The sequence below is a fragment of the Arthrobacter sp. GQ119 genome (genome assembly GCF_059759125.1).
The window spans coordinates 1-26,772 of sequence record NZ_JCAXEA010000032.1; the positions used below are offsets into that span (position 1 = coordinate 1).

The following is a 26,772-nucleotide window of genomic DNA, read 5'->3' on the forward strand; positions in this document are numbered from 1 at the left end:
GAAGACCCTGCAGCTGCTTGCGGCGAGGGGCGAGGTCGAGGAGGGGGCGCCGTCGTACGCCATGGACCGCTACAAACTCCTCGACGTCAACGCGGGCACCACCGGCGGAGCAGGGGGCGACGCCTAACGGCGCCGGACTCCCCGCGGATCACACAGAACGGCGGCCCCCACCTTCCGGTGAGGGCCGCCGTCGCCGTCCCAATGAATGCGCTGGGACTCAGCTTGCCCGAGAAGTTCTCTGGTCTACGACAAACCCGGTGGCCGCATTTTCGCGGACCGCGGTAATGCCCGCCACCACTGCTTTGATGTTCGGGAAACTCGGTGAAACGGCAACCAGGGTGCCGTCGTCTGCCTTCAGTCGGAAGCGGAACGTTCCCTGTCCCGCGCTTACTATTTCAAATGTGCCTGCCATCTGCGCTCCTTCTAACGGCCGCGCCCTTGCAGCCGCCTGTAGCCCCCAATTGCCAACACGACATTTACGAGGTTAGCGACCACTAACTGGAGTAACCACCCCTACCAGCCGGTAGTTTTCCAGGTGCCAACGCCCGTCCTAAGGTGGGGACATGGCAGACAACCCCGCGCCGGCCACCACCGCCGTCCTTCTCGCGGCGGGGGCCGGCACCAGGCTGGGCCGCGGTCCGAAGGCCCTGCTGCCGTTCCGGGGACGTACCCTCGTTGAGGTGCTGGCGGACGTGCTGTCCGACGGCGGCTGCCGCGAGGTGGTGGTGGTCCTCGGCGCAGGCGCCGCGGCTGTGCGGGCGTCAACCGACCTCCGCCGGCATGCCGTGGTGGACAACGCGGAGTGGCCATCCGGGATGGGCAGTTCGTTGAAGTTGGGCCTCGCCACCGCCCGGCCCGGGGACCATGTGCTTGTGGCCCTCGTGGACCAGCCGGGACTGACGCCGGATACCGTGGCTCGGCTGCTGCAGGCCCACCGGCCCGGGCGTGTCACGGCTGCCGCCTACCCTGATGCCTCAGGCGAGCTCCGGCGCGGGCATCCGCTGCTCCTGGATGCAACGCTGCGCGCGGAAGCCGCGGCCTCCGCGGCGGGCGACGCCGGTGCCCGGCACTTCCTGCGGGTCCACCCCGAGCTGGTCGACCTGGTGGACTGCACCCCGCCTCCGGGCTCAGCTCAGCCCGGCGGGGAAGACCTCGATACCCCGGACCAGCTGCACCTGCTCGACTAGTTGGACTGCTGGTGCACCTGCTGCAGCATGCCCGCTGCGAGAAGTTCCTGCAGCCCCTCTTTGAAGCGGGCCTTGCCGCCATGGGAGGGGTGCCTAAGTTTTGGCACGTCAAGGCCGCTGCCGTGGAGGCTGCGGTGCGCGACGTTTCCCACTGCCACGACTGTTTCGATGGGAAAAAGTTCGGTCAGCTCCTGCCAGAACGGGTTGCCCAAAGCCGCCTCAGCGGGCGTCGGTGTGCGGTTGGACAGGGGCTGTCCCGGCACATGTGTATGCCACGGGCAGGCGCTCCACAGCACAGGGAGGACGTCGAGCTCGGCCAGGATCTCCCACATCACGGTCGCCGTCGGCTCCGCTGCGACGCCGGCGGCGTCGGGCGGCAGCACGTAGCCTTTCCCTGGCCCGAACAGCCCGAGGGGATTGGCGGGCCCCTGGAGCATGGTGCGGTTGGTAAAGGGAATGCCGGTAATCCTCATGCCGCGAAAACCCGGAGCTTCGCCCACCAGCAGCACCTTCGGCGCCCGGTGACGCATTTCCCCGAAATACGCCGCCAGATTTTGACGGCGCAGGGCGTTCGCGGACGTTGAGTGGTCGAAGAAGTTAGTGCAACCGGCCGGGGTTTTCACGGCGGCGAGCCGGTCAATAAAGCCTTCGAAGCCCGACGACGCCACAGGTCACCAGCGGGGGTGGATTGCTTCGCGGAAGTAGTGATCGTAAATCCAGCGCACTCCGTCGTCGAATTCCTCGCCGAGAGGGACACCGGCCGCGCCTGCGTTGGACTGCGCCTGCTCCACAGTGCGGGCTCCGGGGATGACCGAGGTGACGCCCTCCTGGGCCACGATCCAGGCGATGGCCGCCTGTGCGGTGCTGGCCCCCTCCGGCACCAGCTGCTCAAATTCGGCCACGGCCTTGAGGCCCAGTTCGTAGTCCACGCCGGAGAACGTCTCGCCGACGTCGAAGGAGTCGCCGCTGCGGTTAAAGTTCCGGTGGTCGTCCGCGGCGAACGACGTGTCCTTGGTGTACTTGCCTGACAGCAGCCCCGACGCCAGGGGCACGCGCGCGATGATTCCCACGCCGGCGGCCTTGGCGGCGGGAAGCACTTCATCCAGCGGCTTGAGCCGGAAGGCGTTCAGGATGACCTGCACGGACGCGGTGCCCTCGTGGCGCATGGCTTCGAGGGCCTCGTCGGTGCGCTCCACGCTGACGCCATAGTTCTTGATGGCGCCTTCGGAGACGAGGGTGTCGAGTGCGTCGTAGACCTCTGCGTTGCTGTAGACGGCGGTGGGCGGGCAGTGCAGCTGGACCAGGTCGAGGGAGTCAGTACGCAGGTTGCGCCGTGAGCGGTCCACCCACTCGCGGAAGTTGGCGAGGTTGTAGTTCTCCGGTTGCTGCTCCAGCCGGCGGCCCATCTTCGTGGCCACAGTAAGCTCCAGCCCCGGATTGTCCGCCAGGAATGCCCCGATGGCCTGTTCGCTCCGCCCGTCCCCGTAGACGTCGGCGGTGTCGAAGAACGTCACGCCGGCTTCCGCCGAGGCGGCCAGGACGGCCCGGGCCTGCGCCGGGTCAACGTTTCCCCAGTCCGCACCGAGCTGCCACGTGCCAAGTCCGACGACGGAGACGTCCCGTCCGGTTTTGCCTAAAGTCCGTTGTTCCATTCCCCGACTATATGTTGCCTGAAAGGCTCGGGCTTGTTGGTGACGGGACGAGTCCGGCCTCCTTCAGTCCCAGATAGATCTTGTCCCGCGCGATCGGCAGTTCGGCGAACCGCAGTCCGGTGGCGTTCCTGATGGCATTGGCCAGGGCAGGCGCCACGGGGTTGAAGGGGCTTTCGCTCATGGACTTCGCACCGAGCGGTCCCAGTTTGTCGTTCGTCTCGGCGAAATACACCTCGCTGCGCGGCACGTCCGCGAAGGACGGGATGTGGTACTGGCGGAGGATGTCCGTGGTGACGCGGCCGCCGTCGTCCACCCTGACTTCCTCGTACAGCGCGGCGCCCAGCGCCTGGGCGATGCCCCCTTCGATCTGGCCGCGGCACTGCCGCGGATTCACCACGACGCCGGCGTCTGCGGCCTGCACGCTCTGCAGGATCCGCAGCTCCCCGGTGCCGGTGTTGACGGCAACCCGGAAACCGTGGACGTTGAACGCGACGGACCGGGGCGTGCCGCCCCAGCGCCCTTCGGCCACGAGCTCGACGCCGGCCTGTGCGGCCTCGTGCGCGAGTTCCGACAGCGGCACGCGGGTCCCCTCGCAAACCACGGCGTCGCCGTCGAGCACGCAGCCCGACGCCTGGAGCTGGCGGACCCCGGCGGCGAATGCACGGATCCTTACCGCCAGTTCCTCTGCCGCGGCGAGCGTGGCCTTGCCTGCCACCACCGTGCCGGCAGAACCGAACGCGCCTGTGTCGTGCTCGATGAGGTCCGTGTCCGCCTGCCGCACGGCCACGTGCGCCGCAGAGGTGGACAGCGCGGAGGCCGCGAGCTGGGCGTGGACCGTGGTGGTGCCGTTGCCGAATTCGGCAGTCCCGACGTCGGCGGCGTACGTCCCGTCCGGCAGGAGCCTGAGCTTCACATGGGCGAAGTGCCCCCGCGGCGGGACGGTGTCGATCATGGACAGCGCGGTACCCTCGCCGGTGACCCAATCCGGCCCCAGGTCGTCCAGCCCGGCTGCGCGGTACCGGTCACGGCCTCGTTCCAGGGCGTCCTGCACGAGCCGCGTGCACTGCTCCAGCCCGTAGCTGCCATAGTGGACGTCCTCTTCCGGCTCGGAGTGCGTGGAGAGCATGTCATCGCCCTCGCGGACCATGTTGCGGCGGCGGAATTCGAGCGGGTCCATGCCGATGCCTGCGGCCAGTTCGTCGATCCCGGATTCAATGGCGAAGATCATCTGGCTCAGGCCGTAGCCGCGGAAGGCTCCGGCGGGAACGGTGTTGGTGTACACCGCCTGGGCATCGACCTTCTTGTTCGCGCACTTGTACACGGCCAGGGATTCCCCGCAGCCGTGGAACATGACACCCGGGGCGTGGTTTCCGTAGGCTCCCGTGTTGGTGAGCACGTCCAGCTGCAGTGCCGTGAGCCGGCCGTCGTTCGCTGCGCCGGCCTTGAGCCGGATGGTGAACGGGTGCCGGGTGGTGCTGGCCGTGAACTGCTCGGTCCTGGTGAACTCGAGCTGCACCGGCCGTTTCAGGTTCAGGGCCGCGAGCGCCACGATGTCCTCTGTGAGCACCTCCTGCTTGCCGCCGAACCCGCCGCCCACACGGCCTGCCACCACATGGACCTGCTCCTCCGGCAGCGAAAAGAGGCGGCAGAGCGTGCGCCGCACCAGGAACGGTACCTGGCTCGACGTGCGGATGTGCAGCCGCCCGTCCTCGTCCACGGAGGCGATGGAGGAGTGTGTTTCAAGGGCCACGTGCTGCACACGCTGCGTCCGGTAGGTCTGCTCGTGGATGACGTCGGCCTCCGCGAATCCGGCCTTCACGCTGCCGAGTTCCGAGTGCAGTTCGGCCACCACGTTCTCCTTGGGCCGGCTGATCCTTGCCGCGGCGCCGTCCTTGTCACCGTGGATCGCCGGCGCTCCGGGCAGGATGGCGTCCTGGGGCGTGAACACTGCGGGCAGTTCCTGGTACCTCACGTCCAGCGCTCGGACGCCCGCTTCCGCCGCCGCCACCGATTCGGCCACGACGGCGGCAACCCGCTGCCCGCGGAACCGCACCACGTCGTCCAGCAGCCGGGTGTCATCGGGGTCATCCGTGTAAAGCTCGTGCTGGGCGCTGGAGAACAGCTGGGCCGGCGCATCCTCATGGGTGAAGACGGCCACCACGCCCGGAACCGCCAGGGCCGCGGCCTCGTCGATCGAGACCACCCGGGCATGCGCGTGCGGCGAGCGCAGCAGCTTCAGGTGCAGCAATCCCTGCAGTTCATCTGCCGGAACATCCAGCGTGTAGCGGGCCTGGCCGGTAACCACGGCGCGGCTGGCCGGGGCGGGCACATCGTCCCCGAGCTGCCCTGGCGTCGGCTCCGGCTGGCCTTTCCCGGCGACACCGGATCCCGGGCCCTGCGGGTCCGGATGCCCCTCGCGTCCGCAGATGGCGTCCCCGATGGCGCGGTAGCCCGTGCAGCGGCAAAGGTTGCCTTTGAGGTTCCGGGGCAGGTTCTCCTTCTGGGCTTCGTCGAAAGTCGCGGCGGTCATGATCATGCCGGCAGTGCAGAAGCCGCACTGGAAGCCCTGCCGGTCCAGGAACTGCTGCTGCATCGGATGCAGGGCGGTGTTCCCCGCGGTGCCGGCATTCCCGGCGCCTTCATTCACGGCGCTTTCATTCCCGGTGCCCGAGTTTCCCGCTGTGGCGGCCAGCCCCTCGATGGTGGTCACGGCATGGCCTTCGGCGCGCACTGCCGGATAGATGCAGCTGTGCACGGGCGTGCCGTCCACGTGCACCGTGCATGCTCCGCAGTCGCCGCCGTCGCAGCCCTTTTTGACGCCCAGGTTGCCCTGCTCGCGCAGGAAGGTGCGCAGGCACTGGCCCGGGCGCGGCGCCGTGCCGGCGGGTACTCCGTTGATGTCGATGGTCATGCTCAGGCGTCTTTCTTCGGGGCGGGCGGTGTGTGGGGGGCGTGCCGTTCCGGCGGCCAGAAGTCGCCGGAGACTGCCCCGGGCCGGGCGCCTTCCGGTGCGGCAAGTTCGCCGCGGATCTCCTCGGCAAGCCGGTACGTCATGTCCCGGCGCCACTCGGGGAGCCCGTGGATGTCGTCGTGGTACAGGGTGTCCGGGATGGCTTCGTCCAGCCCGTGGCTGAGTTCGGCGGCGTCCGGCACATGGCCGAACCGCAGCTGTACCGGCCGTTTCGTTGCGGCGGTGACCGTGAGCGTCAGCTGCCCGCCGTCGTCGAGCCTTCCAATTAGCAGCACCCCGGAACGGCCGAGGTTACTGAGTGAGAGGCGGCGGAACGCCACGCGTGCGGACAGTGCAGCGGCGGGGAGCCGGATGCTGCGGAGCAGCTCCCCGGGTGCCAGCGCGTTCTGCCCGTCCCCCGTCACCAGGTCCGTCACGGACAGTTCCCTGCTTGAGCCGCCCGGGCCGAGGATGCTGGCTGTGCCGTCGAGGGCGGCGCAGAGCGAGATCATGGGCCCTGCCGGCAGGGAAGTGCAGAGGTTGCCGCCCACCGTGGACATGTTCCACACCTTGAAGGAGGCCACAAAGGAATCGCAGCAGGGGCGGATGAGATCAAGGCCGGGCCACGCACCGGCTCTGCCGGCTCTCTGCGCCGAGTCCGGAAGGGCATACAGCTCCGCGACTGTGCACGTGGCAGCCAATTCGATGCCGTTTTCCGTCAGCGTGATGGCCGGCCAGTCCGCCGAGCCAAGGTCCAGCAGCCGCCGGAGCGGCTCGGCGCCGAACGCGTAGCTGCCGTAGGAGAACAGCACGGTGCCGCCCGCGAGCCAGGCGTCGCCGGCGCGCCATTCGGCGGGGTCCGTCGTGGGGACCACGGCCTCGATCGTGTTCATGTCCATGGCGTGCCGTGTCCTTCTCTGGAGGTGCCCTCTGTGGAGGTGCCCTCCGTGCAGGTGCCTCCTGTGGGAATGTCTGCGCCGGGGTGGTGGATGGGGCCGGCGCCGTCCCGCAACGGGGCATACGTGGCGGCCCCGCCGCAGGCGGTGATGGTGCGGGCGGCTATCAGCTCGGCCGTGATCGAAACGGCCACCTCCGCCGGTGTGACGGCTCCCAGGTCGAGCCCGATGGGCGAATGGAGGCGGGCCAGGTGTTCCGGCGTTACGCCCGAGGCCAGAAGTTCGTCCACGCGCTGGCGGTGGCTGCGCCGCGAGCCCATCGCTCCGACGAAGGCCACGTCCAGTGCGAGCGCCTTTTCCAGCAGCGGAATGTCGAACTTGGGATCGTGGGTGAGCACGCAGATGGCCGTACGCGGGTCGATCCTTCCGGCGGCTGCCTCAGCCGCGAGGTACTGGTGGGGCCACTCCGCCACCACATCGTCCGCGGCCTCAAAACGGTCCTGGGAGGCAAAGGCAGGGCGCGCGTCCACGAGTGTCACGCGGTACCCGAGGAGCTTCGCCGCCGGCACCAGGGCCGCCCCGAAGTCGTTGGCGCCGACCACCAGCATGCGCGGCGGCGGCAGGCGGCTTTCCACCAAGAGCGTGACGGGCTCCGGCTGCAGGATGCCTGAGCCGTCCCGGCCGGGTATCGCCGTGAAGCAGCCTCCGGCGGGTGCCAGCCGGACCAGTCCGGTGCGTCCTGCCCGCAGCAAGGGGTCCAGTTGCGCTCCGGCCGCCCCCAATGCGCGGCCGGTGGCGCCGGCATCCCCTCCTTTTTTCGGCCCGCGTCCGTTTTTCGTGCCGCGGAGCGGGCCGTTAAGGCCGAGGAGTGCAGCCAGCGGGGCGGATTCGGTTGCCTTGAATGTGGACGGATCCGGAATGACGACGGCCCCGCTCCCATTGCGGTCCACCCGGCGGATGAGTGCCAACGGACTCTCCGGCGCCTGCTGCTGCAGCAGTTCGCCAAGGTGGGGTCCGCCGAGCGCGTCCAGGGGTTCGATGTGGACCTCAAGCTGGCCCCCGCAGGTAAGGCCGACCGCGAAAGCGTCCGCAGAACTGTAGCCGAACAGCTCAAGCCGCGTGCCGCCGTCGCGCATTGCATCCAGCGCGGCCTCAACGACTGCCCCCTCCACGCACCCGCCGGAGAGGCTGCCGAGGACCTCGCCTGACTCAGACACCATCATGGAGGTGCCCATGGGGCGTGGCACGGAGCCGCTGGCTCCCACCACGGTGGCAACTGCGCACCGTTGTCCCGAGGCGGCCGGCAACCACCCGGCGAGGGACGGCATCAGATCCAGCATGGCAGCACTCCCTTTTCCTGGGCTGCGGTATTTTCCATATTCTCGTTCCTATCAGTGGCCGGGGAAAGCATCACCGGCGGCGGGGCATCAGTTGGGTTGCGGCGGAATGGAAGGGTGTGAGGGTAGGTGGACCGGGACAGCCCCCATCTGCCTGTCCCGGTCCGGTCTATGCCGGCCCCTACGCGCCGAGCAGCGCGCTGACCGGCCCCCGGGCGAAGTAGACCAGGAATCCCGCGGTCACCACCCACATCAGCGGATGGATCTTCTTCGCCTTGCCGGAGGCCGCCCCGATTACCACCCAGGACACGAAGCCCACGCCGATGCCATTGGCGATCGAGTAGCTCAGCGGCATGGTGACGATGGTCAGGAAGGCGGGCAGCGCTACGGCGAACTTGGTGAACTTGATCTCGCGGATCTGCGCCATCATCATCGCGCCCACCACAACCAGCGCCGCGGCGGCCACTTCCAGCGGCACCACGCTGGTGAGCGGGGTGAGGAACATGGAGCCGAGGAACAGGACGCCGGTGACCACCGAGGCCAGCCCAGTGCGGGCGCCTTCCCCGATACCCGCCGCCGAGTCGATGTACACGGTGTTGGAGGATCCCGAGGTCGCACCTCCGGCCACTGCGCCGACGCCTTCCACGATGAAGGCCGACTTGAGCCGCGGGAAGGTCCCGTCCTTGTGGGCTACGCCGGCACTCTTGGCAAGCCCCGTCATGGTGCCCATGGCGTCGAAAAAGTTGGTGAACACCAGGGTGAAGACGAGCATGGTGGCCGCGAGCGCACCGATCCTGCCAAACGCACCGAAGAGGTCGAACTGGCCAACCAGGCCCAGGTCCGGCGCCGAAACCAGCTGGCCTGAAAGGACCGGCGTGTTCAGGTGCCAGCCGCCGGGGTTGTCCTTGGTGGCCGGACCGATGTGGAACACGGCTTCGACGACGGCGGCCAGCACCGTGGTGGCCACGATGCCGATCAGCAGCCCGCCCTGCACCTTGCGGGCGACGAGGATGCCCATGGCGAGCAGGCCCACGATGAACACCAGGGTGGGCACGGAGGTAATGGAGCCGTTATCCCCCAGCTGGACCGGAGGCCCGCCCGCTGTGGAGCGGACAAAGCCGGAGTCCACGAAGCCGATGAAGGCGATGAACAGGCCGATGCCCACGGTGATCGCTGCCTTGAGCTCCTTCGGTACGGCCCGGAAGATCGCGGTCCGCGCGCCGGTGACGCCGAACAGCACAATCAGGACGCCGTTGATGACCACGAGCCCCATGGCCTCGGCCCAGGTGACCTCCTGGATGACGGCGACGGCGAGGAAGGAGTTGATGCCGAGTCCGGCGGCGAGCCCGAAGGGCAGGTTGGCGATCAGCCCGAAGAGGATGGTCATGACGCCGGCCGTGAGCCCCGTGACCGCGCCGACCTGTGCAGCGGACAGCCAGCCGCCGGCCACATCCGTTGGTGCGTTGTCTGCGCTGAAGCCGCCCAGGATCAGGGGGTTGAGGATGACGATGTACGCCATGGTGAAGAACGTGACCAGCCCGCCGCGCAGTTCGCGTGCCAGGGTTGAGCCGCGTTTGGTGATGTGAAAGAAGCGGTCCAGGAAGGCGTTCGGCGCCGGGGGCCGGTTCCTGGGATCCGTTCCGGACTGTGCGGGCTGCCGGCCCGGCTTGGGCGTGGCGTGCGTGGCCGTGGTCTCGGGGCCGTCGGGGGTCGTGTCCAGGATGGTCATTGGAACCACAGCCTCTAGTAGTCGATCCTGGAATCGAGCGTGTTCCACGTGGTGAACGGCTCGAGAATGGCCGGGGAGGTGCCTTCGAGCCCCAGCTTGGCGACCGGCATGAGGGCGTCCCGGTCTGCGTTGTCGAAGTACTCGTAGAAAACGGCGTCATCGAAGCCGACGGAGGCAGCATCCTGACGGTCCGCTCCGAAAATCACGCGGTCGATGCGTGCCCACAAAGCCGAGGACAGGCACATGGGGCAGGGCTCGCAGCTGCTGTAGAGGGTGGCTCCGCGAAGGTCGAAGGTGCCCAACTCACTGCAGGCCCGGCGGATCGCCGTGACCTCGGCGTGGGCGGTGGGATCGTTGGTGGCGGTGACGCGGTTGACGCCGTCGAACGCCTGGCCGTCGGCGGTGACAATGACCGCGCCGAACGGCCCTCCGCTGTTGAGGACGTTCGCGGTTGCAAGCTCGATGGACCTGGCCAGGAATTGTTCGGCCGTGACGGTGGTACTCATGATGCGCTCCCTTGGAGTGGAAGCCGGTACCCCGTGGCGGGATCAAATACCAGTTGCGACGGATACCAGGCTTCAGCATGTGCTTTGAAGGTTTAGTTGCGCCTGGTAGATAGCTTCCCGGTCTCCGGGTGCCCGCCTTTGGCAACATCGAGATTAGCATCGGAGTGTGGCCTGCGCCATAGTTTTTGAAAAGTTAATTTCGTGATGTGAAATCTGGGTTTCCGAATCGTCACCCTGGGCTCTGGCAATTCGTGGTCACAATCAGGTGCGTTGACGTACCCGATTGCCGACCCTACGCTGGCCCTACCGCCGCACCGCCGGCGGACCCCTGGATCAGCAGACAGGGCACCACTGAGCTGGCATTTCATTCGGCACGCTCAGACAGGAACCCACCATGGCCCAAGCAGCATCGCACCCCGTTACACCCACGGACGCCGGATCCCGGCTCTGGATCCGCAATCCGCTCGCCGCCTTCTCCGCCAACACCCTTGACGCCTCGGGCGGCGTGGTGGTCTGCGGAGGCAGGATCACCGAGGTGCTTGGCGCAGGCGAATATCCGTCCGCGCCCTGCGATGAGATCTTCGACGCCGGCGGCCACGTGCTCCTGCCGGGCCTGATCAACACGCATCACCACTTTTATCAAACGCTGACCCGGGCGTGGGGGCCGGTAGCCAACGCCCCGCTGTTCCCGTGGCTGCAGAACCTCTACCCGGTCTGGGCGCGGCTCACGCCGCGGGATCTCGAACTCGCCGCCACGGTGGCCCTCGCCGAACTTCTACTCTCCGGCTGCACCACGGCGGCCGACCACCATTACCTGTTCCCGGCAGGCATGGAAGACGCCATCGACATCGAGGTCGGGGTGGTCCGCCGGCTGGGAATGCGGGCAACCCTCACCCGCGGCTCCATGAGCCTGGGAGAGAACGACGGCGGCCTGCCGCCGCAGTCGACGGTACAGGCGCCGGAAGTGATCCTGGCCGACAGCGAGCGCCTGATCGGGCAGTACCACGAACGTGGCGAGGGTGCCGTGATCCAGATAGCGCTGGCACCGTGCTCGCCGTTTTCGGTCACGAAGGAAATCATGGCCGAGAGCGCACTGATGGCCGAACGGCTGGATGTCCGGCTGCACACACACCTGGCCGAGACCCTGGACGAAGAGGAGTTCTGCCGGGAGATGTTCGGGCTGCGCACCGTGGACTACCTGGACAGCGTGGGCTGGCTGACCAAGCGGACATGGCTGGGGCACGGGATCCATTTCAACGATGCCGAGATCGCCCGGCTGGGGGCCGCAGGGACCGCCGTCGCGCATTGCCCGACCTCCAACATGCGGCTGGCGTCCGGCGTCGCGCGCGTCCTGGAACTTGAGGACGCGGGAGCCCCCGTGGGGCTGGGAGTGGACGGGTCGGCGTCGAACGATGCCTCCAACATGATCCTCGAGGCGCGGCAGGCGCTGTACCTGCAGCGGCTGCGCTACGGCGCGCAGGTCCCGGTGGAGCGGGCACTGGGCTGGGCCACACGCGGATCGGCGGCAGTACTGGGGCGGAGCGATCTCGGCCAGTTGGCTCCCGGGATGCAGGCTGATCTGGCGCTCTTCAGGCTGGATGACCTGCGGTTCTCCGGCAGTCACGATCCCGTCGCAGCCCTGCTGCTGTGCGCCGCGGACCGCGCTGACCGGGTGATGGTGGGCGGCCGGTGGCGGGTGGTGGACGGACAGATTCCCGGACTGGACCTCGGCCGGCTCATCGCAGAGCATTCAGCGGCGGCGCGGAGGCTGATCGCCGGCTGATTCTCCGCCGTTTCGATGGTTCCCTGCTCACACGCTGGCTCAAACCATCGAGTGTGCAGGGAACCATCGAAATGGTGTGGGCCTGCTGCTAGCGTGGCGGCATGAATCCGTCGAAGACGCCGGCCGAGATCCTCACCATTGACGGCACCGAGGTCCGCATCTCGAGTCCGGACAAGGTGGTGTTCCCAAAGCCCGGGCTGACAAAGCTCGACCTGGTGCGCTACTACCTGGCCGTCGCAGATGGCGCGCTGCGTGGCGCGGGTGGCCGGCCAATGGTGCTCAAGCGCTTCCCGAAGGGCATCGATTCTGAGCCGTTCTTTCAGAAGCGCGTGCCCGAAAACCACCCCGACTTTATCGACACGGCCACACTGCACTACGCGTCCGGGACGTCGGCGGAGGAAGCCGTGATCCGCGATGGCGCGGGCCTGGCATGGGTGGTGAATCTTGGCTGCCTCGATCTCAACCCGCATCCGGTGCGCGCCGAGGACCTCGAGCACCCAGACGAGCTCCGGGTCGACCTCGATCCAATGCCGGGGGTCGACTGGTCCCAGATCGTCGACGTCGCGTACGTCGCGCAGGAGGTCCTCGACGACGTCGGACTCGTGGGGTGGCCAAAGACGAGCGGGTCGCGGGGACTCCACATTCTCGTGCGCATCGCACCGCAGTGGTCATACCGCGACGTGCGGCTCGCTGCCGAGACCCTTGCCCGGGAAGTCGAAGACCGCGCTCCGGGCCTCGCCACCGCGCGGTGGTGGAAGGAGGAGCGTGGCGAGAGTGTGTTCGTTGACTTCAACCAGAATGCGAAGGACCGCACCGTGGCATCGGCGTACTCGGTCCGGCCCCTGCCCGATGCCCGGGTCTCGACGCCGCTCGCCTGGCACGAGGTCCGTTCCGCCCGGCCGGAACAGTTCACGGTGCGGACAGTGCCTGAGCGCTTCGCAGACGTGGGCGACCCTCATGCCGGCATCGACGACGCGGTCGGCACGCTCGACGGGCTTCTCGCCTTGGCTGCTGAGCTCGGTCCCGCCGACAAGCCGCCCCGCAGTGGTGACAGCTCCGGCCGCCGGCAGTCGGTGATGCCGCTCATCGAGGTGGCCCGCACCAAAACCAAACCCGAGGCGCTGGCCGCGCTCGACGAGTGGAAGTCCCGGCATGCGGACGTGGTCCCTGCCCTGCACCCCGCCGATGTGCTGGTCGACGGGATGCGCGGATCGAGCTCGCTCTGGTACAGGGTGCGGGTGAACCTGCAGCACGTCCCCGAAGCGGAGCGTCCGCCGCAGGAGGAGCTCATCGCTGATTACGACCCATGGGCGGGCAAAGAGTGGCCGGGCCGCCCAGGGGCCTGACCCCGACGGCGCGCACTCCGCGCACGGGTGGAACCTGAGGACACGGAATTGGTCCGGCGACGCGCAAATGGCCTGGCGACACCTGAATTCCGGTGTCGCCAGACCATTTGCGCGTCATGCAGCGGTTCGAGTGTCGCCAGCGCCCGGCTACGTCCGCGTGCTTACGGCCGCCTGCCGAAGACCGGAAGCCGATGGATCCAGCGGGAGATCGGGCCGGGCGCGTGTGCACGGTCCGCGGGAAGGTAAAAATCCGGATCCGATCCGCCACCACGGGGGAGGTAGAACTCCGGGACTGAAGGGGCGGCTGGCTTGGCCGACGCTGTGGCCTGGGCGGCCGGGTACTGGTCCTGCGGGGACATCTGATCCTCCTTTTCCTAAGATGCTTCCGAGCGAGCTATTCCGCATTTCGGAATAATTATTTTGCTATACGAAAAGCGTACGGCGCCGGCAGCCCACCGTCAAGAGGCCCTGCGGGCAGACGGTCACAATCACAAATTTCAGAAAGTGATGTACACCACCGGACTGGCTGGGCTACGCTTGTAAGCAATTCGTGGCCTAGGTCACGTAACCTGGGAGCAGCAGGCAGGGTCGTAATGAGCTGGCATCACTGGATGCCGGCTCTTTTTTGTTGGGTCGGCGCCATCGGAAACGCGCCTGAAACGCGCGCTTAATTTCAATGATGGAACCTCGGTTCCACCTCACGGAAGTTGGGAACAGACCAATGAGCAGCAAAATCATCCTCGGCCAGAACCAGTACGGCAAGGCTGAAGTCCGCGTCGTCAAAATCACCCGGGACACGGACCGCCACGAAATCGAAGACCTGAACGTCACCTCACAGCTCCGTGGCGACTTCGCCGCCGCCCACCTCGAGGGCGATAACAGCCACGTCGTGGCCACGGACACCCAGAAGAACACCATCTACGCCTTCGCCAAGGATGGCATCGGCTCTCCGGAGGCGTTCCTGCTGCGCCTTGGCGAGCACTTCACTTCAAGCTTCGGCTGGGTCACCGGCGGACGCTGGGAGGCCGAGTCCTACAGCTGGGACCGCATCCAGGCCCACGGCGCCGGGCACGACCACTCCTTCGTGCGCAACGGCCAGGAGGTGCGCACGGCCGTTCTCGTGAAGGACGGGACGGAAACCCACCTCATTTCCGGGCTCAAGGACCTGACTGTCCTGAAATCGACGCAGTCCGGCTTCGTGGGGTACCCGAAGGACAAATACACCACCCTGCCGGAGACCACCGACCGCATCCTCGCCACCGACGTCTCCGCACGCTGGCGGTTCAAAGCGGGCACGGACTTCAGCACCTTTGATTTCAACAAGAGCTATGAGGACATCAAGGGACTGCTGCTCGAAGGGTTCACCGAGAAGTACTCCCACGCCCTGCAGCAGACCCTGTTCGACATGGGGACCAAGGTCCTTGAGGCGCACAACGAGATCGATGAGATCAAGTTCTCGATGCCCAACAAGCACCACTTCCTGGTGGACCTTTCGCCGTTTGGCCTGGACAACCCCAACGAGGTCTTCTTCGCGGCCGACCGGCCCTACGGCCTGATCGAGGCCACGGTCCAGCGCGAAGACGCTGCCCCGGCGGAAATCGCCTGGTCCGGAATCGCCGGCTTCTGCTAAACGCGGTTACACATCCGCGCCGGGAGTCTCCATCCCCTCAGGGATGTCCCGGCGCGGGCACCCTGCCGGTGCAGACTCCGCACCGGCCCAGCACTTCAGAACACCCTGTTAGCCAGACATTGTTAGCCAGACGAAGGCGTCTGCCATGAACCAAGAAAGTCTGCCATGAACACCAAGAAAAAAGCCCGCACAGCGGCCGCCCGCCCCGAAGACCAGAGACTGTCCCTTGGGGCCACGTTTGCCTACGGGTTCCAGCACGTCCTCACCATGTACGGAGGCATCATTGCCCCGCCGCTGATCATTGGTGCGGCCGCCGGCATGTCATCACAGGACATCGGCCTGCTCATCGCCGCCTGCCTCTTCGTCGGCGGCCTGGCCACGATCCTTCAGACCGTCGGCATCCGGTTCTTCGGCTCCCAGCTCCCGCTGGTCCAGGGCGTCTCCTTCGCGGGCGTCTCCACCATGGTTGCAATCGTCCACGGCGGCGGCGGGATCCAGGCGGTCTTTGGCTCGGTGATTGCGGCGTCGCTGATCGGCCTGCTGATCACGCCGCTGTTTTCCAAGATCATCCGGTTCTTCCCGCCGGTGGTCACCGGTACGGTCATCACTACCATCGGCCTGACCCTGATGCCGGTGGCGGCCAACTGGGCCATGGGCGGCAACAGCAAGGCACCCAATTACGGCAGCATGGCCAACATCGGCCTGGCCGCCGCCACCATGGCAATCGTCCTCCTGCTCAGCAAAGTGGGCAGCGCAGCGATCTCCCGCCTCTCCATCCTGCTGGCCATGGTCCTGGGCACGGTCATCGCCTTCATCTTCGGCATGGCTGACTTCTCCAAGGTGGGCCAGGGCGAAATCGTCGCCTTCCCCACCCCGTTCGCCTTTGGTCCGCCCACGTTCGAGGCCGCCGCCATCATCTCCATGCTGATCGTCATCCTCGTGACCCTCACCGAAACGTCAGCGGACATCATTGCCGTGGGCGAGATCGTGGGCACCAAGGTGGACTCCAAGCGCATCGGGGACGGCCTGCGGGCGGACATGCTCTCCAGCGCCGTCTCCCCGCTGTTCAACTCCTTCACCCAAAGCGCCTTCGCCCAGAACGTGGGCCTGGTGGCCATCACCGGCGTCAAGAGCCGCTTCGTGGTGAGCGCCGGCGGCCTCATCCTGGTCATCCTGGGCCTGCTGCCGGTGCTTGGCCGTGTCGTTGCAGCGGTGCCGACCCCCGTCCTGGGCGGTGCCGGCGTCGTACTCTTTGGAACCGTTGCCGCCAGCGGCATCCGGACCCTGGCCAAAGTGGAGTACAAGAACAACATGAACCTGATCATCGTGGCGGCCTCCATCGGGTTCGGCATGATCCCGATTGCCGCCCCGGCGTTCTACGACCAGTTCCCGTCCTGGTTCGGCACCATCTTCCACTCGGGCATCAGCTCGGCCGCTGTCATGGCCATCCTGCTGAACCTGCTCTTCAACCACCTCAAGGCAGGCAACTCGGAGAACCAGTCGGTCTTTGTTGCCGGCACCGGGCGCGTGGTCCGGGAGGAGGACCTGCAGTGCCTGGCCGACGGCGACCGCTTCGAGGGCGGCAAGCTGATTGACTGCGACGGCAAGGAAGTCCCCATCCAGGCTTCCTCCGCGTCCGAGCACTGACCCACCAAAGCGCGAACTAGCAGGTAATGCCCCCAAATCCGAGATTTGGGGGCATTACGTGCTTGTTCGCGCTCAAGGAGCAGGTCAGTTTTGGTTGAACTCGTCCGAGATCGCCTGGGCCGCTTCGCGGAGCAGCGGCACGGCGCGATCGGCGAAGGACTTGTCCACCCGCGACACCGGCCCGGACACGGAAATGGCCGTTGGGGTGGGCGCGTTCGGCACTGCCATGGCGAAGCAGCGGACACCGAGTTCCTGCTCCTCCTCATCGATGGAGTACCCGCGCTCGCGGATGAGCTTCAGGTCCGCCAGCAGGGCGTCGATGTCACCAATGCTCTTGGGCGTGGGCGTGGGCATGCCGGTCCGGGACACAATCCCGCGGACGGCCTCGTCGTCAAGCTGCGCGAGGATGGCCTTGCCCACGCCGGTGTCGTGGGTATGAGCGCGGCGGCCCACCTCGGTGAACATGCGCATGGAATGCAGCGACGGGACCTGGGCCACGTAGATGACCATGTCCGAATCGAGCACGGCCATGTTGGATGTCTCGCCGAGCCGGTCCACGAGGGACTTGAGCTGCGGCCGCGCCAGGGCGCCGAGCTGCTTGTTGGCGCCCTCGCCGAGGCGGATCAGCCGCGGCCCCAGGGCGTAGCGGCGGTTCGGCAGCTGCCGGATGTAGCCGAGCGTGACGAGGGTGCGCAGGAGGCGGTGGATCGTGGGCAACGGCAGGTCTGTGGAGGACGAGAGCTCGCTGAGCGTGACGTCTCCCCCGGCATCCGTGATGAGTTCCAAAAGTTCGAAGACGCGCTCAACGGACTGCACGCCTCCCGCGGCTTTCTCGGCCATTCCGTGGTCTCCTGCAGGTGTAGATTGCGACAACTCTTATCCGCATTGTGAAAAGAACTGCTTAGAAATCCCAACATACAGTACGGCCGGGTCCGCGTCGATGCAGGCAACCGATGCACGGAATAGAGGAGGCAGGGGCTTGTGTTTCCATAAAGTAGATAATAATATCCATAATACGAAAACATTTAGCGGCGACAGCCAAGCCCAGCGATGGGCCCAACCAGGAGGACACTCAATGGCGAATCCGAGCCCCGGAAATTCGATCACCCTGCGCGTCGAGGCGCCGTCCAGCTTCACCGCCACCAGCGAACTCGCCGCAGCCGTGGGCGCCGCCGGAGCGGCCATCACGGCCCTGGACGTCACCGAGTCCCACCACGAGACCCTGGTTGTGGACGTCACCTGCAACACCACCGACGACGACCACGCCAACCGGGTCAAGGACGCCCTTAACGCCCTCGACGGCGTCACGGTCCGGAACGTCTCGGACCGCACCTTCCTGATGCACCTGGGCGGCAAGCTCGAAGTGGTCCCCAAGGTGGCCCTGCGCAACCGCGACGACCTTTCCCGCGCCTACACCCCCGGCGTCGCCCGCGTCTGCCTCGCCATTGCGGAAAACCCCGACGCCGCCCGGAACCTCACCGTCAAGCGGAACACGATCGCCGTGGTCACCGACGGTTCGGCCGTTCTTGGCCTGGGCAACATCGGCCCGGCCGCCGCGCTTCCCGTGATGGAAGGCAAGGCTGCCCTGTTCAAGCAGTTCGCCAACGTCGACGCCTGGCCCGTCTGCCTGGACACCCAGGACACCGAAGAGATCATCAGGATCGTCAAGGCCCTCGCCCCGGTCTACGGCGGCGTCAACCTCGAGGACATCGCGGCCCCCCGCTGCTTCGAGATCGAAAACCGGCTCCGCGACGAACTCGACATCCCGGTCTTCCACGACGACCAGCACGGCACCGCCATCGTCACGCTCGCCGCCCTCGCCAATGCGCTGCGCGTCGTCGGAAAGAAGCTCCACGAGGTGCGGATCGTCGTCTCCGGCGTCGGCGCCGCCGGCTCGGCGATCATCCAGCTGCTCAAGGCCCAGGGCGCGAGGCACATCGTGGCCGCCGGCCGCTCCGGTGCCATCCACTCCGGCGAGCAGTACAACGACGAGCACCGCAGCTGGATCGCCGCCAATACCAACGAGGAGGGATTCTCCGGCACCCTGCACGAGGCCCTCCGCGGCGCCGATGTGTTTATCGGCGTCAGCGCACCGCACGTGATCGGCGAGGAGCAGGTCGCCTCGATGGCCAAGGATGCGATTGTCTTCGCCATGGCCAACCCGACGCCGGAAATCGACCCCGCCGTCGCCTCCCGCCATGCAGCCGTCGTGGCCACCGGGCGCAGCGACTTCCCCAACCAGATCAACAACGTGCTGGCCTTCCCCGGCTTCTTCCGCGGGCTGCTGGACGCCGGCGCCTCCGACATCACCCCCGAGATGCTGGTGGCCGCCGCGGATGCCATCGCCAACCGCGTTGCCGACGATGAGCTCAACGCCAGCTACATCATCCCCAGCGTGTTCGACCCCCACGTGGCCGGAGACGTCGCGGCCGCCGTGGCCGCCGCGGCCCACGCAGCAGCCGGTGTCCACACCTCACCGGCGGCAATGGAGGACACAATGGAAGCAGCAGCACCTGCTGCCGCACCCACAGCAGCCTTCGCCGACGCCTGATTAGCAGCCCTGGAAAGGACCAACAATGGCTATCACAGTCACAGACCCCCGGCCGATCGAGCGGGCCGAGGAGATTCTCACCCCGAAGGCCCTGGCGTTCGTCGAAGAGCTCCACAAGCGCTTCGCCGGCACCCGCGCCGACCTCCTCGAGGCCCGGGCCGCCAAGCGCGAGCACGTGGCCCGGACCGGCAGCCTCGATTTCCTGCCGGACACCCAGGACGTGCGCGACGGCGACTGGAAGGTTGCGCCGGCACCGGCCGCCTTGCGGGACCGCCGGGTCGAGATGACCGGCCCCGCCTCGCCCGCCAAAATGGCCATCAACGCGCTGAACTCCGGTGCCAAGGTGTGGCTTGCCGACCTCGAGGACGCCAGCACCCCCACGTGGGCCAACGTCATCGACGCCATCCTGAACCTGCGTGATGCCGCCACCGGGACCCTGAGCTACACCTCCCCGGAAGGCAAGGAATACCGGCTCCGCACAGATGCCCCGCTCGCCGTCGTCGTGGCCCGCCCCCGCGGGTGGCACATGGAGGAACGGCACCTGCTGATCGACGGCGAACCCGCCGTGGGCGCCCTCGTGGACTTCGGCCTGCACTTCTTCCACATCGCCAAGCAGCTGGTGCTCAACGGCCACGGCCCGTACTACTACCTGCCCAAGATGGAGAGCCACCTCGAGGCCCGCCTGTGGAACGACGTGTTCGTCTTCGCGCAGGACTTCCTCGGCCTCAACCAGGGCACCATCCGCGCCACCGTGCTGATCGAGACCATCCCGGCGGCGTTCGAAATGGACGAGATCCTCTACGAACTCCGCGACCACGCCTCCGGGCTGAACGCCGGCCGCTGGGACTACCTGTTCAGCATCATCAAGTACTTCCGCGACGCCGGTGCCAGCTTCGTGCTGCCGGACCGCGCCACCGTGGCCATGACGGCGCCGTTCATGCGCGCCTACACGGAGCTGCTGGTCAAGACCTGCCACCACCGCGGCGCCTTCGCGATGGGCGGCATGGCCGCGGTCATCCCCAACCGCCGCGAACCCGAAGTCACAGCCCAGGCCTTCGAGAAGGTCCGCGCGGACAAGACCCGCGAGGCGAACGACGGCTTCGACGGCTCCTGGGTGGCCCACCCGGACCTCGTTCCCGTCTGCCGTGAAGTGTTTGACGCCGTTCTCGGCGAGCGCCCGAACCAGCTGGATAAGCAGCGCCCGGAGGTCTCCGTCACCGCCGGCCAGCTGCTGGACATCGCCTCGGCCGACGGCCAGGTCACGGAGGCCGGGCTGCGCCTGAACCTCTACGTCGCCGTCGCCTACACGGCAGTGTGGATTTCAGGCAACGGTGCGGTGGCCATCCACAACCTCATGGAGGACGCCGCGACGGCGGAGATCTCCCGCTCGCAGGTGTGGCAGCAGATCCGCAACAAGGTGGTCCTGGCCGACACCGGCAACACGGTCACGCGCGAGCTGGTCACGAAGATCCTGGCCGAGGAGACCGAGAAGCTGCGCGGCGAAGTGGGCGAGGAAGCCTTCGAACGCTACTACCGGCCCGCCAGCAGCCTGATCGCGGACATCTGCCTTTCCGAGGATTACACGGACTTCCTCACCACGCCGGCCTACGAACTGGTGGGCTGAGGCATGGCGGTACCCGAACCATCACTCGGCGCGGCCGATCTCGCCCGGATCGACTCCCAGCTGGCGGCCACCGACCGGTTGCTGGAGCAGAACTACCCGGGCGACGACGGCTCCCGCCAGCCGGTTCACACGGTGTACGTCCCCGCGGACCGGTTCACGCCGTCGTTCGCTGCCGACTGGGGCGCCCAGGCGCTGGCGACGGCGGCCGCCCACGGCGGCCTCGCGCACCTGGGCGCGCTGCTCGGCCAGGACGCGGAGCTCGCTGAGGCCGTGGCGCCGCGGGCGGAGGCCAAACTCGGCAGCGAACCGATCGAGGATCTCCGCCTCGACTTCGAGGACGGTTTTGGGGACAGGGGCGACGACGCCGAGGACGCCGCCGCTGTTGCCGCGGCTTCCGCTGTGGCCGCCGCAGTTGCGGCGGGGTCGGCGCCGCCCTTCATCGGGATCCGTTTCAAATGCTTCGAGGCACCCACCCGCGCCCGCGGCCTGCGCACACTGGACCTCTTCGTGTCCGGCCTGGCTGCGGCGGGCGAGCTGCCCGAGGGGCTGGTCCTCACCCTGCCCAAGGTCACCACCGTGGCCCAGGTCCAGGCGATGGACTATGCGGTCTCCCGGCTGGAGGAAGTCCACTCGCTCCCCGCCGGCCGGCTCCGGTTCGAGGTGCAGGTGGAGACGCCCCAGCTCATCCTCGGCCCGGACGGCACCGCGCCCGTCGCCCAGCTTCCCTCCGCTGTTCCCGGCCGGATCAGCGGGCTGCACTACGGCACATACGACTATTCGGCATCGCTGCAGATTTCGGCCGAGTACCAGTCCATGGAGCACCCGGTGGCGGATTTCGCCAAGGAGGTCATGCAGCTGGCCGTGGCAGGGACCGGTATCCGGCTCTCGGACGGCTCCACCAACATCATTCCCGTTGGCGACAACGTGGAAAACGCCTGGCAGCTGCACGGCCGGCTGGTGCGGCGGTCCCTCGAGCGCGGCTACTACCAGGGCTGGGACCTGCACCCGGCCCAGCTGCCCAGCCGGTTCGCGGCCACCTACGCGTTCTACCGCCAGGGGCTTCCGGCCGCAGCGGCACGCCTCCGCAACTACGTCGAGCAGACCGAGGGCGGGGTCATGGATGAGCCCGCCACGGCCCGGGCACTGGCGGCGTTCGTGCTGCGCGGCGTCCAATGCGGAGCGGCAGGTGCCGAAGAAGTACTGGCGCTTGCCGGCGTCGGACTGCCCCAGCTTACTGGCCTGGCCCACCCGCGGCTCGCCGCACATACCTCCCCCCTCTCGTCTACACCGCAAGGAGCACACTCATGAGCAACTACTTCTTCCCCGAGGGCGGCCTGCCGCCGCAGACCCAGCTCCTGACCGACCGGGCCGTGGTCAAGGAGGCCTACACCGTCATTCCCAAGGGCGTGCTGCGGGACATCGTCACCTCCAACCTCCCCGGCTGGACCAACACCCGCGCCTGGATCATCGCCCGGCCCATCGCCGGCTTCGCCACCACGTTCTCCCAGCTCATCGTTGAGGTGGCTCCCGGCGGCGGATCCCAGAAGCCCGAGGCGGAGGCCGGCGTCGAAGGCGTCATCTTCCTCACCAAGGGCAAGCTGGACCTGAGCCTCGACGGCGAAATCCACCACCTTGAGGAGGGCGGCTACGCCTACCTCGCGGCCGGCGCCGACTGGTCCGTCAGCAACTCCTCCGACGGAATCGCCAGCTTCCAGTGGGTCCGCAAGGCCTACGAACCGCTGGAAGGCTTCACGGCCAAGTCCTTCGTGACCCGCGACCAGGACGTCGAGCCGCGGCCCATGCCCGGCACCGACGGCGCCTGGGCCACCACCCGTTTCGTGGACCCGGACGATCTCGCACACGACATGCACGTGAACATCGTGACGTTCAAGCCGGGTGCGTCCATTCCGTTCGCGGAAACCCACGTGATGGAGCACGGGCTCTTCGTCCTCGAGGGCAAAGCGGTCTACCGCCTGAACGACGACTGGGTGGAGGTGGAAGCCGGGGACTTCATGTGGCTGCGCGCCTTCTGCCCGCAGGCCTGCTACGCCGGCGGCCCCGGGAACTTCCGCTACCTGCTCTACAAGGACGTCAACCGCCAGATCCGCCTGACCTAGCCGGTCGCCCCCTGTCCCGCCGGGATCTTGAGCCTTTCCGGCGACGCCGGCAGCGGCATCCGGCCCTTGACCTCCTCAAGGCGCGCGAGGAGCATGTGTGGTGCCGGCAGGCTGGCCTCCCTGTGGTGGGTCCAGCGCCGGCACTGCTGAAGGATCTGATGGCATGCCAGGGTTCAGGCTTCCGGTCTCCATCCTGCGGTGCGCTGCGGCCATGTCTGCGGCAGTGCTGGCCGCCTCCCTCGGCGGCTGCACTGCCGCGCCGGATCCTCCTGAGGAGCCATCAACTTCCGCCGGTGCTTTGCGGGACCTTGAACTGTTCGGCCGGACGATGATCGACGACGGGGCACCGGCCGTCCTGATGCACGTGAAGAACAAGGGCGAAGAATGGTCCCGCGCGATCGGCGTCAGGAGCCTCAAGACCAAGGAGCCGGCGCAGCTCACCGATCCCGTTCAAGTCGCCAGCGTGACGAAGTCCATGGTGGCCGTGACCGTCCTGAAGCTCGTGGAGGAGGGCCGGCTTCGCCTCGACGACGCTGTCAGTGATCACCTGCCGGACCTTGGCCGCACAGTGAATCCGCCATTTCCGGTCACCGTGCGCGATCTGCTCAGCCATTCGTCGGGAATGCCGGACTATGCGGCGGCCTTGATCCAGTCCAAGCCGTTGAAGGAAGTGATCAACACCAGGCTCAGCCTGGCCGAGCGGCTTGCATGGGCCGGGAGGACGACGTGGGAGAAACGGCTCGCCCAGGGATTCGATTATTCGGCATCGGACTACGTGGCGCTGGCGCTGCTGGTGGAGAGGCTCAGGCGGCAGCCGATCGGTGACGTCATCCATGAGCAGATCACCGGTCCGCTGGGGATGACCGGGACTTACATGATCGGCGCCAGGACCGTGCCGGAAGCCATGGCACACGGCTATCTGGTCATTGAGGACCAACGCGTGGATGTGACGTCCCCGGCAATTCTCATAGGGTCCCCGTCCGCGGGCATGATATCCACGGTGCAGGACATGAGCACGTTTTATTCAGCCCTCATGCAGGGGAAGCTCCTGAAGCCCGCCACGCTGAAGGAGATGCAGACGTCAAACACCGCCGGATTCTATGGTCTCGGCCTGTGGATCTGGAACGACACCTGCACCAACGGCTTCGCCTACGGCCATCAGGGAGACCTCCTGGGCTACGGCACCGTCTCGATGACCAGCGCGGACGGAACCAGGCAGGTGACCGTGGCCCTCACCTATCCGCCGGCGCCCTTCCTGGAGGGAAGCAACCCGCTGGTCCTGGAAATGATGGACGTCGCCGAACAGACACTGAACAGCATGTGCTGACCGCGCCCCTTGCATCACGAACACCCGCACGCAAGCATGAGAGCATGCTGACGATCGGAACAACTGTCCTCGGCGTCAACGACGTCGCCCGTGCCACCGCCTTCTGGTGTGATGCCCTCGGCTATGTCCCCCGGGAGGAGGGCGATGAAACCTGGGTGGTCCTGATACCGCAGAAGGGCGAAGGCGCCAGGCTCGCCCTCATGCTCAGCGAAACGCCCGTACAGCAACATCCGCGCATCCATCTGGACCTGTATGCCGACAACCAGGCGGGCGAGGTGGAGCGGCTCCTGGGACTGGGGGCCTCGCAGGTGGACTGGGACCTTTACCCGGAGGACCCCGATTTCATCGTCCTGGAAGACCCTGACGGGAACCGCTTCTGCGTCGTCGACGCCGCCGCCTGACAGCGCCTCCATATAGCCAGCCAAGGAATGGACAGACACCATGGAGTTTTCCCCGCGCACCGCCATTGTCACGGGCAGCGATTCCGGAATTGGCCGGGCCACGGCAGTGGCCCTCGCGAAAGCCGGACTCGACGTCGGCATTACCTGGCACTCTGACCAGGACGGCGCCGAAAAAACCGCGGACGAGGTCCGCGCCGCCGGCCGCAATGCGGTGGTCAGGCAACTGGACACCACTGACCTGCTGGGCTGCGCCGGCGTCATTGACGGGCTTGCCGGGGAACTCGGCGGCGTGGATGTGTTCGTCAACAATTCCGGAACCGGCGACGGTAGAAAATTCCTCGAGCTGAACTACGAGACCTGGTCGAACACCATGGACACCAACCTGAACGGCGCCTTCCTGTGCATCCAGGCGGCGGCCCGGCGGATGGTCGATGCCGGACGGGGCGGCCGCATCATCGCCGTCACCAGCGTCCACGAGACACAGCCGCGGGTGGGCTCCTCGGCCTATGATGCCTCCAAGCACGGCCTTGGCGGCCTCATCAAAACCATTGCCCTGGAGCTTGCGGAATTCGGCATCACCGCCAATTCCGTGGCTCCCGGCGAAATCGCCACTCCCATGACGGGCCAGACCGATGAGGACCCCGCCACCAAGGACCGGCCCGGTGTTCCGCTGGGACGGCCCGGCGATGCCCGGGAGGTTGCCGCCGTAATCGCGTTTCTGGCGTCACCGGCGTCGAGCTACGTGACGGGGGCATCATGGGCCGTCGACGGCGGAATGCTCCAGATGGGCCCGCAGGCAGGCTCCCACATAACGAGCCACGACTGGCGGGAGAACTAGTCCCCCGCCAGCCGCACTTCCGGACCCCTCTGCTAAAGCCCGGTCACATTGGGGTGCCCTAAGGCTGCAGGACGACCTTGATACAGCCGTCCTCTTTCTTCTGGAACTTCTCATACAGCGCGGGCGCCCCGGCCAGCCCCGCACGGTGGGTGACCAGATCCATGACGCCCAGCGGATCGGCGTCGTCCTCCACCAGCGGGAGCAGCTCATCCGTCCAGCGGCGGACGTTGCACTGACCCATCCGAAGCTGGATCTGCTTGTCGAACATGGTCAGCAGCGGCATGGGGCTGGCCATGCCTCCGTACACGCCGCTCAGGGACACGGTTCCGCCACGGCGGACGGCGTCGATGGCGGCGTGCAGGGCCGCGAGCCGGTCCACGCCGGCGGTTTCCATGGCCTTCTGCGCCAACTTGTCCGGCAGGAGACCCAATGCCTGGTGCGCGAACCCCGTCACGGGAGAACCGTGGGCTTCCATGCCGACGGCATCCACCACTGCATCCGGCCCGCGGCCGCCGGTCCGTTCCCGCAGCTCATCGCCGATGCCCTTGGAATAGTCCAAGACCTCGACGCCGTGCCGTGCAGCCATCTCCCGGCGCTCCGGCACGGGATCCACCCCGATGACCCGCAGGCCCAGGTGATTTCCGATCCTCGCCGAGAACTGTCCGACTGGCCCGAGCCCGAAAACAGCGAGGATGCCGCCGTCCGGAGCATCCGCGTACTTCACGGCCTGCCAGGCCGTGGGAAGAATGTCGGACAGAAACAGGTAGCGGTCATCCGGGAGCTCATGGCCGACCTTGACCGGGCCATAGTCCGCAAACGGGACCCGCAGGTATTCCGCCTGGCCGCCCGGAACGGAGCCATACATTTCGGAGTAGCCGAACAACGCGGCCCCTGAACCCTTTTCCTTCACCTGGGTCGTCTCACACTGTGACTGCAGACCCTGGCTGCACATGTAGCAGCGCCCGCACGCGATGTTGAACGGAACCACCACGCGGTCGCCCTTGGCGAGCGAGGTGACGGCGCCCCCCACCTCCTCCACGATGCCCATGGGCTCATGGCCCAGGACGTCCCCCTTGTGCATGTAGGGTCCCAGCACCTCATAGAGGTGGAGATCCGAACCGCAGATTGCAGTGGAGGTGATCCTGATGATGGCGTCCGTGGGCTCCTGAATCACGGGATCGGGAACTTCTTCCACGCTCACCGAGCGTTTGCCTTGCCAGGTCAGTGCCTTCATGGGTCCCTTCCTTCAGC

The 26,772-nt window shown here is 67.1% G+C and carries 23 protein-coding genes; 12 read left to right on the forward strand and 11 right to left on the reverse strand.

Annotated features, from left to right (window positions below):
* Positions 1-217: 217 nt before the first annotated feature.
* Positions 218-412: a YegP family protein gene (locus AC6CH3_RS21525; protein ID WP_498134362.1), complete on the reverse strand. Its 195-nt coding sequence runs from the start codon at positions 410-412 to the stop codon at positions 218-220.
* A 151-nt stretch (positions 413-563) separates the two neighbouring features.
* Between AC6CH3_RS21525 and nboR the strand changes: the two genes are divergently transcribed.
* Positions 564-1,187, forward strand: coding sequence for a nicotine blue oxidoreductase (gene nboR / locus AC6CH3_RS21530; protein ID WP_498134363.1), 624 nt, complete (start codon positions 564-566; stop codon positions 1,185-1,187).
* Here nboR and AC6CH3_RS21535 read toward each other — a convergent pair.
* From AC6CH3_RS21535 to AC6CH3_RS21565, 7 genes are all read right to left on the reverse strand, one after another.
* Complete coding sequence (locus tag AC6CH3_RS21535; protein WP_498134364.1) at positions 1,184-1,855, reverse strand: uracil-DNA glycosylase; 672 nt, start codon at positions 1,853-1,855, stop codon at positions 1,184-1,186. The two genes, nboR and AC6CH3_RS21535, sit on opposite strands and share 4 nt — an antisense overlap.
* A gap of 3 nt (positions 1,856-1,858) precedes the next feature.
* On the reverse strand, positions 1,859-2,839 hold the full coding sequence (locus tag AC6CH3_RS21540) for an aldo/keto reductase (protein WP_498134365.1): 981 nt from the start codon (positions 2,837-2,839) through the stop codon (positions 1,859-1,861).
* 7 nt (positions 2,840-2,846) lie between these two features.
* Positions 2,847-5,750, reverse strand: coding sequence for a molybdopterin-dependent oxidoreductase (locus AC6CH3_RS21545; protein ID WP_498134366.1), 2,904 nt, complete (start codon positions 5,748-5,750; stop codon positions 2,847-2,849).
* A gap of 2 nt (positions 5,751-5,752) precedes the next feature.
* Positions 5,753-6,688 (reverse strand): FAD binding domain-containing protein, encoded by a 936-nt coding sequence (locus AC6CH3_RS21550; protein WP_498134367.1) that lies wholly within the window; start codon positions 6,686-6,688, stop codon positions 5,753-5,755.
* Positions 6,679-8,025, reverse strand: coding sequence for an XdhC family protein (locus AC6CH3_RS21555; RefSeq protein WP_498134368.1), 1,347 nt, complete (start codon positions 8,023-8,025; stop codon positions 6,679-6,681). Before AC6CH3_RS21555 ends, AC6CH3_RS21550 begins: the two co-directional genes overlap by 10 nt.
* 178 nt (positions 8,026-8,203) lie before the next feature.
* Complete coding sequence (locus AC6CH3_RS21560; protein WP_498134369.1) at positions 8,204-9,751, reverse strand: NCS2 family permease; 1,548 nt, start codon at positions 9,749-9,751, stop codon at positions 8,204-8,206.
* A gap of 14 nt (positions 9,752-9,765) precedes the next feature.
* Positions 9,766-10,257, reverse strand: coding sequence for a nucleoside deaminase (locus AC6CH3_RS21565; protein ID WP_498134370.1), 492 nt, complete (start codon positions 10,255-10,257; stop codon positions 9,766-9,768).
* 394 nt (positions 10,258-10,651) lie between these two features.
* On the opposite strand from AC6CH3_RS21565, the gene AC6CH3_RS21570 reads away from it, so the two are divergent.
* Positions 10,652-12,040 (forward strand): 8-oxoguanine deaminase, encoded by a 1,389-nt coding sequence (locus tag AC6CH3_RS21570; protein WP_498134371.1) that lies wholly within the window; start codon positions 10,652-10,654, stop codon positions 12,038-12,040.
* Between the two features lie 101 nt (positions 12,041-12,141).
* Positions 12,142-13,386 carry a non-homologous end-joining DNA ligase gene (gene ligD, locus AC6CH3_RS21575; protein ID WP_498134372.1) on the forward strand — a complete coding sequence of 415 codons (1,245 nt, stop codon included), beginning with the start codon at positions 12,142-12,144 and terminating at the stop codon, positions 13,384-13,386.
* Between the two features lie 161 nt (positions 13,387-13,547).
* Here ligD and AC6CH3_RS21580 read toward each other — a convergent pair whose 3' ends face one another.
* Positions 13,548-13,745, reverse strand: coding sequence for a hypothetical protein (locus AC6CH3_RS21580; RefSeq protein ID WP_498134373.1), 198 nt, complete (start codon positions 13,743-13,745; stop codon positions 13,548-13,550).
* A gap of 362 nt (positions 13,746-14,107) precedes the next feature.
* Between AC6CH3_RS21580 and pucL the strand changes: the two genes are divergently transcribed.
* Together pucL and AC6CH3_RS21590 are read left to right on the forward strand one after the other, a co-directional pair.
* A complete protein-coding gene (pucL, locus tag AC6CH3_RS21585; protein WP_498134374.1) occupies positions 14,108-15,016 on the forward strand; it encodes a factor-independent urate hydroxylase in 909 nt (302 codons plus the stop codon).
* A 165-nt stretch (positions 15,017-15,181) separates the two neighbouring features.
* On the forward strand, positions 15,182-16,663 hold the full coding sequence (locus tag AC6CH3_RS21590) for a nucleobase:cation symporter-2 family protein (RefSeq protein WP_498134375.1): 1,482 nt from the start codon (positions 15,182-15,184) through the stop codon (positions 16,661-16,663).
* A gap of 84 nt (positions 16,664-16,747) precedes the next feature.
* Here AC6CH3_RS21590 and AC6CH3_RS21595 read toward each other — a convergent pair whose 3' ends face one another.
* Positions 16,748-17,503, reverse strand: coding sequence for an IclR family transcriptional regulator (locus tag AC6CH3_RS21595; protein ID WP_205652443.1), 756 nt, complete (start codon positions 17,501-17,503; stop codon positions 16,748-16,750).
* A gap of 235 nt (positions 17,504-17,738) precedes the next feature.
* Between AC6CH3_RS21595 and AC6CH3_RS21600 the strand changes: the two genes are divergently transcribed.
* The 7 genes from AC6CH3_RS21600 (at position 17,739) to AC6CH3_RS21630 (ending at position 25,521) form a co-directional block, all read left to right on the forward strand.
* Entirely contained in the window at positions 17,739-19,214 is a 1,476-nt protein-coding gene (locus AC6CH3_RS21600; protein ID WP_498134376.1) for an NAD-dependent malic enzyme, read from the forward strand.
* Between the two features lie 25 nt (positions 19,215-19,239).
* Positions 19,240-20,838 carry a malate synthase A gene (gene aceB, locus AC6CH3_RS21605; RefSeq protein WP_498134377.1) on the forward strand — a complete coding sequence of 533 codons (1,599 nt, stop codon included), beginning with the start codon at positions 19,240-19,242 and terminating at the stop codon, positions 20,836-20,838.
* A 3-nt stretch (positions 20,839-20,841) separates the two neighbouring features.
* Positions 20,842-22,146, forward strand: coding sequence for a DUF6986 family protein (locus AC6CH3_RS21610; protein ID WP_498134378.1), 1,305 nt, complete (start codon positions 20,842-20,844; stop codon positions 22,144-22,146).
* A complete protein-coding gene (locus AC6CH3_RS21615) occupies positions 22,143-22,955 on the forward strand; it encodes a bifunctional allantoicase/(S)-ureidoglycine aminohydrolase (RefSeq protein ID WP_498134379.1) in 813 nt (270 codons plus the stop codon). The genes AC6CH3_RS21610 and AC6CH3_RS21615 overlap by 4 nt, the downstream gene beginning before the upstream one ends.
* 163 nt (positions 22,956-23,118) lie before the next feature.
* Positions 23,119-24,282 carry a serine hydrolase domain-containing protein gene (locus AC6CH3_RS21620; RefSeq protein ID WP_498134380.1) on the forward strand — a complete coding sequence of 388 codons (1,164 nt, stop codon included), beginning with the start codon at positions 23,119-23,121 and terminating at the stop codon, positions 24,280-24,282.
* A 44-nt stretch (positions 24,283-24,326) separates the two neighbouring features.
* Entirely contained in the window at positions 24,327-24,683 is a 357-nt protein-coding gene (locus AC6CH3_RS21625; RefSeq protein ID WP_400581619.1) for a VOC family protein, read from the forward strand.
* 40 nt (positions 24,684-24,723) lie between these two features.
* Entirely contained in the window at positions 24,724-25,521 is a 798-nt protein-coding gene (locus tag AC6CH3_RS21630; RefSeq protein WP_498134381.1) for an SDR family oxidoreductase, read from the forward strand.
* 58 nt (positions 25,522-25,579) lie between these two features.
* Here the strand turns inward: AC6CH3_RS21630 and AC6CH3_RS21635 are convergent, their stop codons facing one another.
* Positions 25,580-26,755 (reverse strand): zinc-dependent alcohol dehydrogenase, encoded by a 1,176-nt coding sequence (locus AC6CH3_RS21635; RefSeq protein ID WP_498134382.1) that lies wholly within the window; start codon positions 26,753-26,755, stop codon positions 25,580-25,582.
* Between the last annotated feature and the right edge of the window lie 17 nt (positions 26,756-26,772).

Coding starts and splice junctions, on each gene's coding strand:
- AC6CH3_RS21525 (WP_498134362.1), bottom strand. CDS start 412: ATGGCAGGCACATTTGAAATAGTAAGCGCGGGACAGGGAACGTTCCGC.
- nboR (WP_498134363.1), top strand. CDS start 564: ATGGCAGACAACCCCGCGCCGGCCACCACCGCCGTCCTTCTCGCGGCG.
- AC6CH3_RS21540 (WP_498134365.1), bottom strand. CDS start 2,839: ATGGAACAACGGACTTTAGGCAAAACCGGACGGGACGTCTCCGTCGTC.
- AC6CH3_RS21545 (WP_498134366.1), bottom strand. CDS start 5,750: ATGACCATCGACATCAACGGAGTACCCGCCGGCACGGCGCCGCGCCCG.
- AC6CH3_RS21550 (WP_498134367.1), bottom strand. CDS start 6,688: ATGGACATGAACACGATCGAGGCCGTGGTCCCCACGACGGACCCCGCC.
- AC6CH3_RS21555 (WP_498134368.1), bottom strand. CDS start 8,025: ATGCTGGATCTGATGCCGTCCCTCGCCGGGTGGTTGCCGGCCGCCTCG.
- AC6CH3_RS21560 (WP_498134369.1), bottom strand. CDS start 9,751: ATGACCATCCTGGACACGACCCCCGACGGCCCCGAGACCACGGCCACG.
- AC6CH3_RS21565 (WP_498134370.1), bottom strand. CDS start 10,257: ATGAGTACCACCGTCACGGCCGAACAATTCCTGGCCAGGTCCATCGAG.
- AC6CH3_RS21570 (WP_498134371.1), top strand. CDS start 10,652: ATGGCCCAAGCAGCATCGCACCCCGTTACACCCACGGACGCCGGATCC.
- ligD (WP_498134372.1), top strand. CDS start 12,142: ATGAATCCGTCGAAGACGCCGGCCGAGATCCTCACCATTGACGGCACC.
- AC6CH3_RS21580 (WP_498134373.1), bottom strand. CDS start 13,745: ATGTCCCCGCAGGACCAGTACCCGGCCGCCCAGGCCACAGCGTCGGCC.
- pucL (WP_498134374.1), top strand. CDS start 14,108: ATGAGCAGCAAAATCATCCTCGGCCAGAACCAGTACGGCAAGGCTGAA.
- AC6CH3_RS21590 (WP_498134375.1), top strand. CDS start 15,182: ATGAACACCAAGAAAAAAGCCCGCACAGCGGCCGCCCGCCCCGAAGAC.
- AC6CH3_RS21595 (WP_205652443.1), bottom strand. CDS start 17,503: ATGGCCGAGAAAGCCGCGGGAGGCGTGCAGTCCGTTGAGCGCGTCTTC.
- AC6CH3_RS21600 (WP_498134376.1), top strand. CDS start 17,739: ATGGCGAATCCGAGCCCCGGAAATTCGATCACCCTGCGCGTCGAGGCG.
- aceB (WP_498134377.1), top strand. CDS start 19,240: ATGGCTATCACAGTCACAGACCCCCGGCCGATCGAGCGGGCCGAGGAG.
- AC6CH3_RS21610 (WP_498134378.1), top strand. CDS start 20,842: ATGGCGGTACCCGAACCATCACTCGGCGCGGCCGATCTCGCCCGGATC.
- AC6CH3_RS21615 (WP_498134379.1), top strand. CDS start 22,143: ATGAGCAACTACTTCTTCCCCGAGGGCGGCCTGCCGCCGCAGACCCAG.
- AC6CH3_RS21620 (WP_498134380.1), top strand. CDS start 23,119: ATGCCAGGGTTCAGGCTTCCGGTCTCCATCCTGCGGTGCGCTGCGGCC.
- AC6CH3_RS21625 (WP_400581619.1), top strand. CDS start 24,327: ATGCTGACGATCGGAACAACTGTCCTCGGCGTCAACGACGTCGCCCGT.
- AC6CH3_RS21630 (WP_498134381.1), top strand. CDS start 24,724: ATGGAGTTTTCCCCGCGCACCGCCATTGTCACGGGCAGCGATTCCGGA.
- AC6CH3_RS21635 (WP_498134382.1), bottom strand. CDS start 26,755: ATGAAGGCACTGACCTGGCAAGGCAAACGCTCGGTGAGCGTGGAAGAA.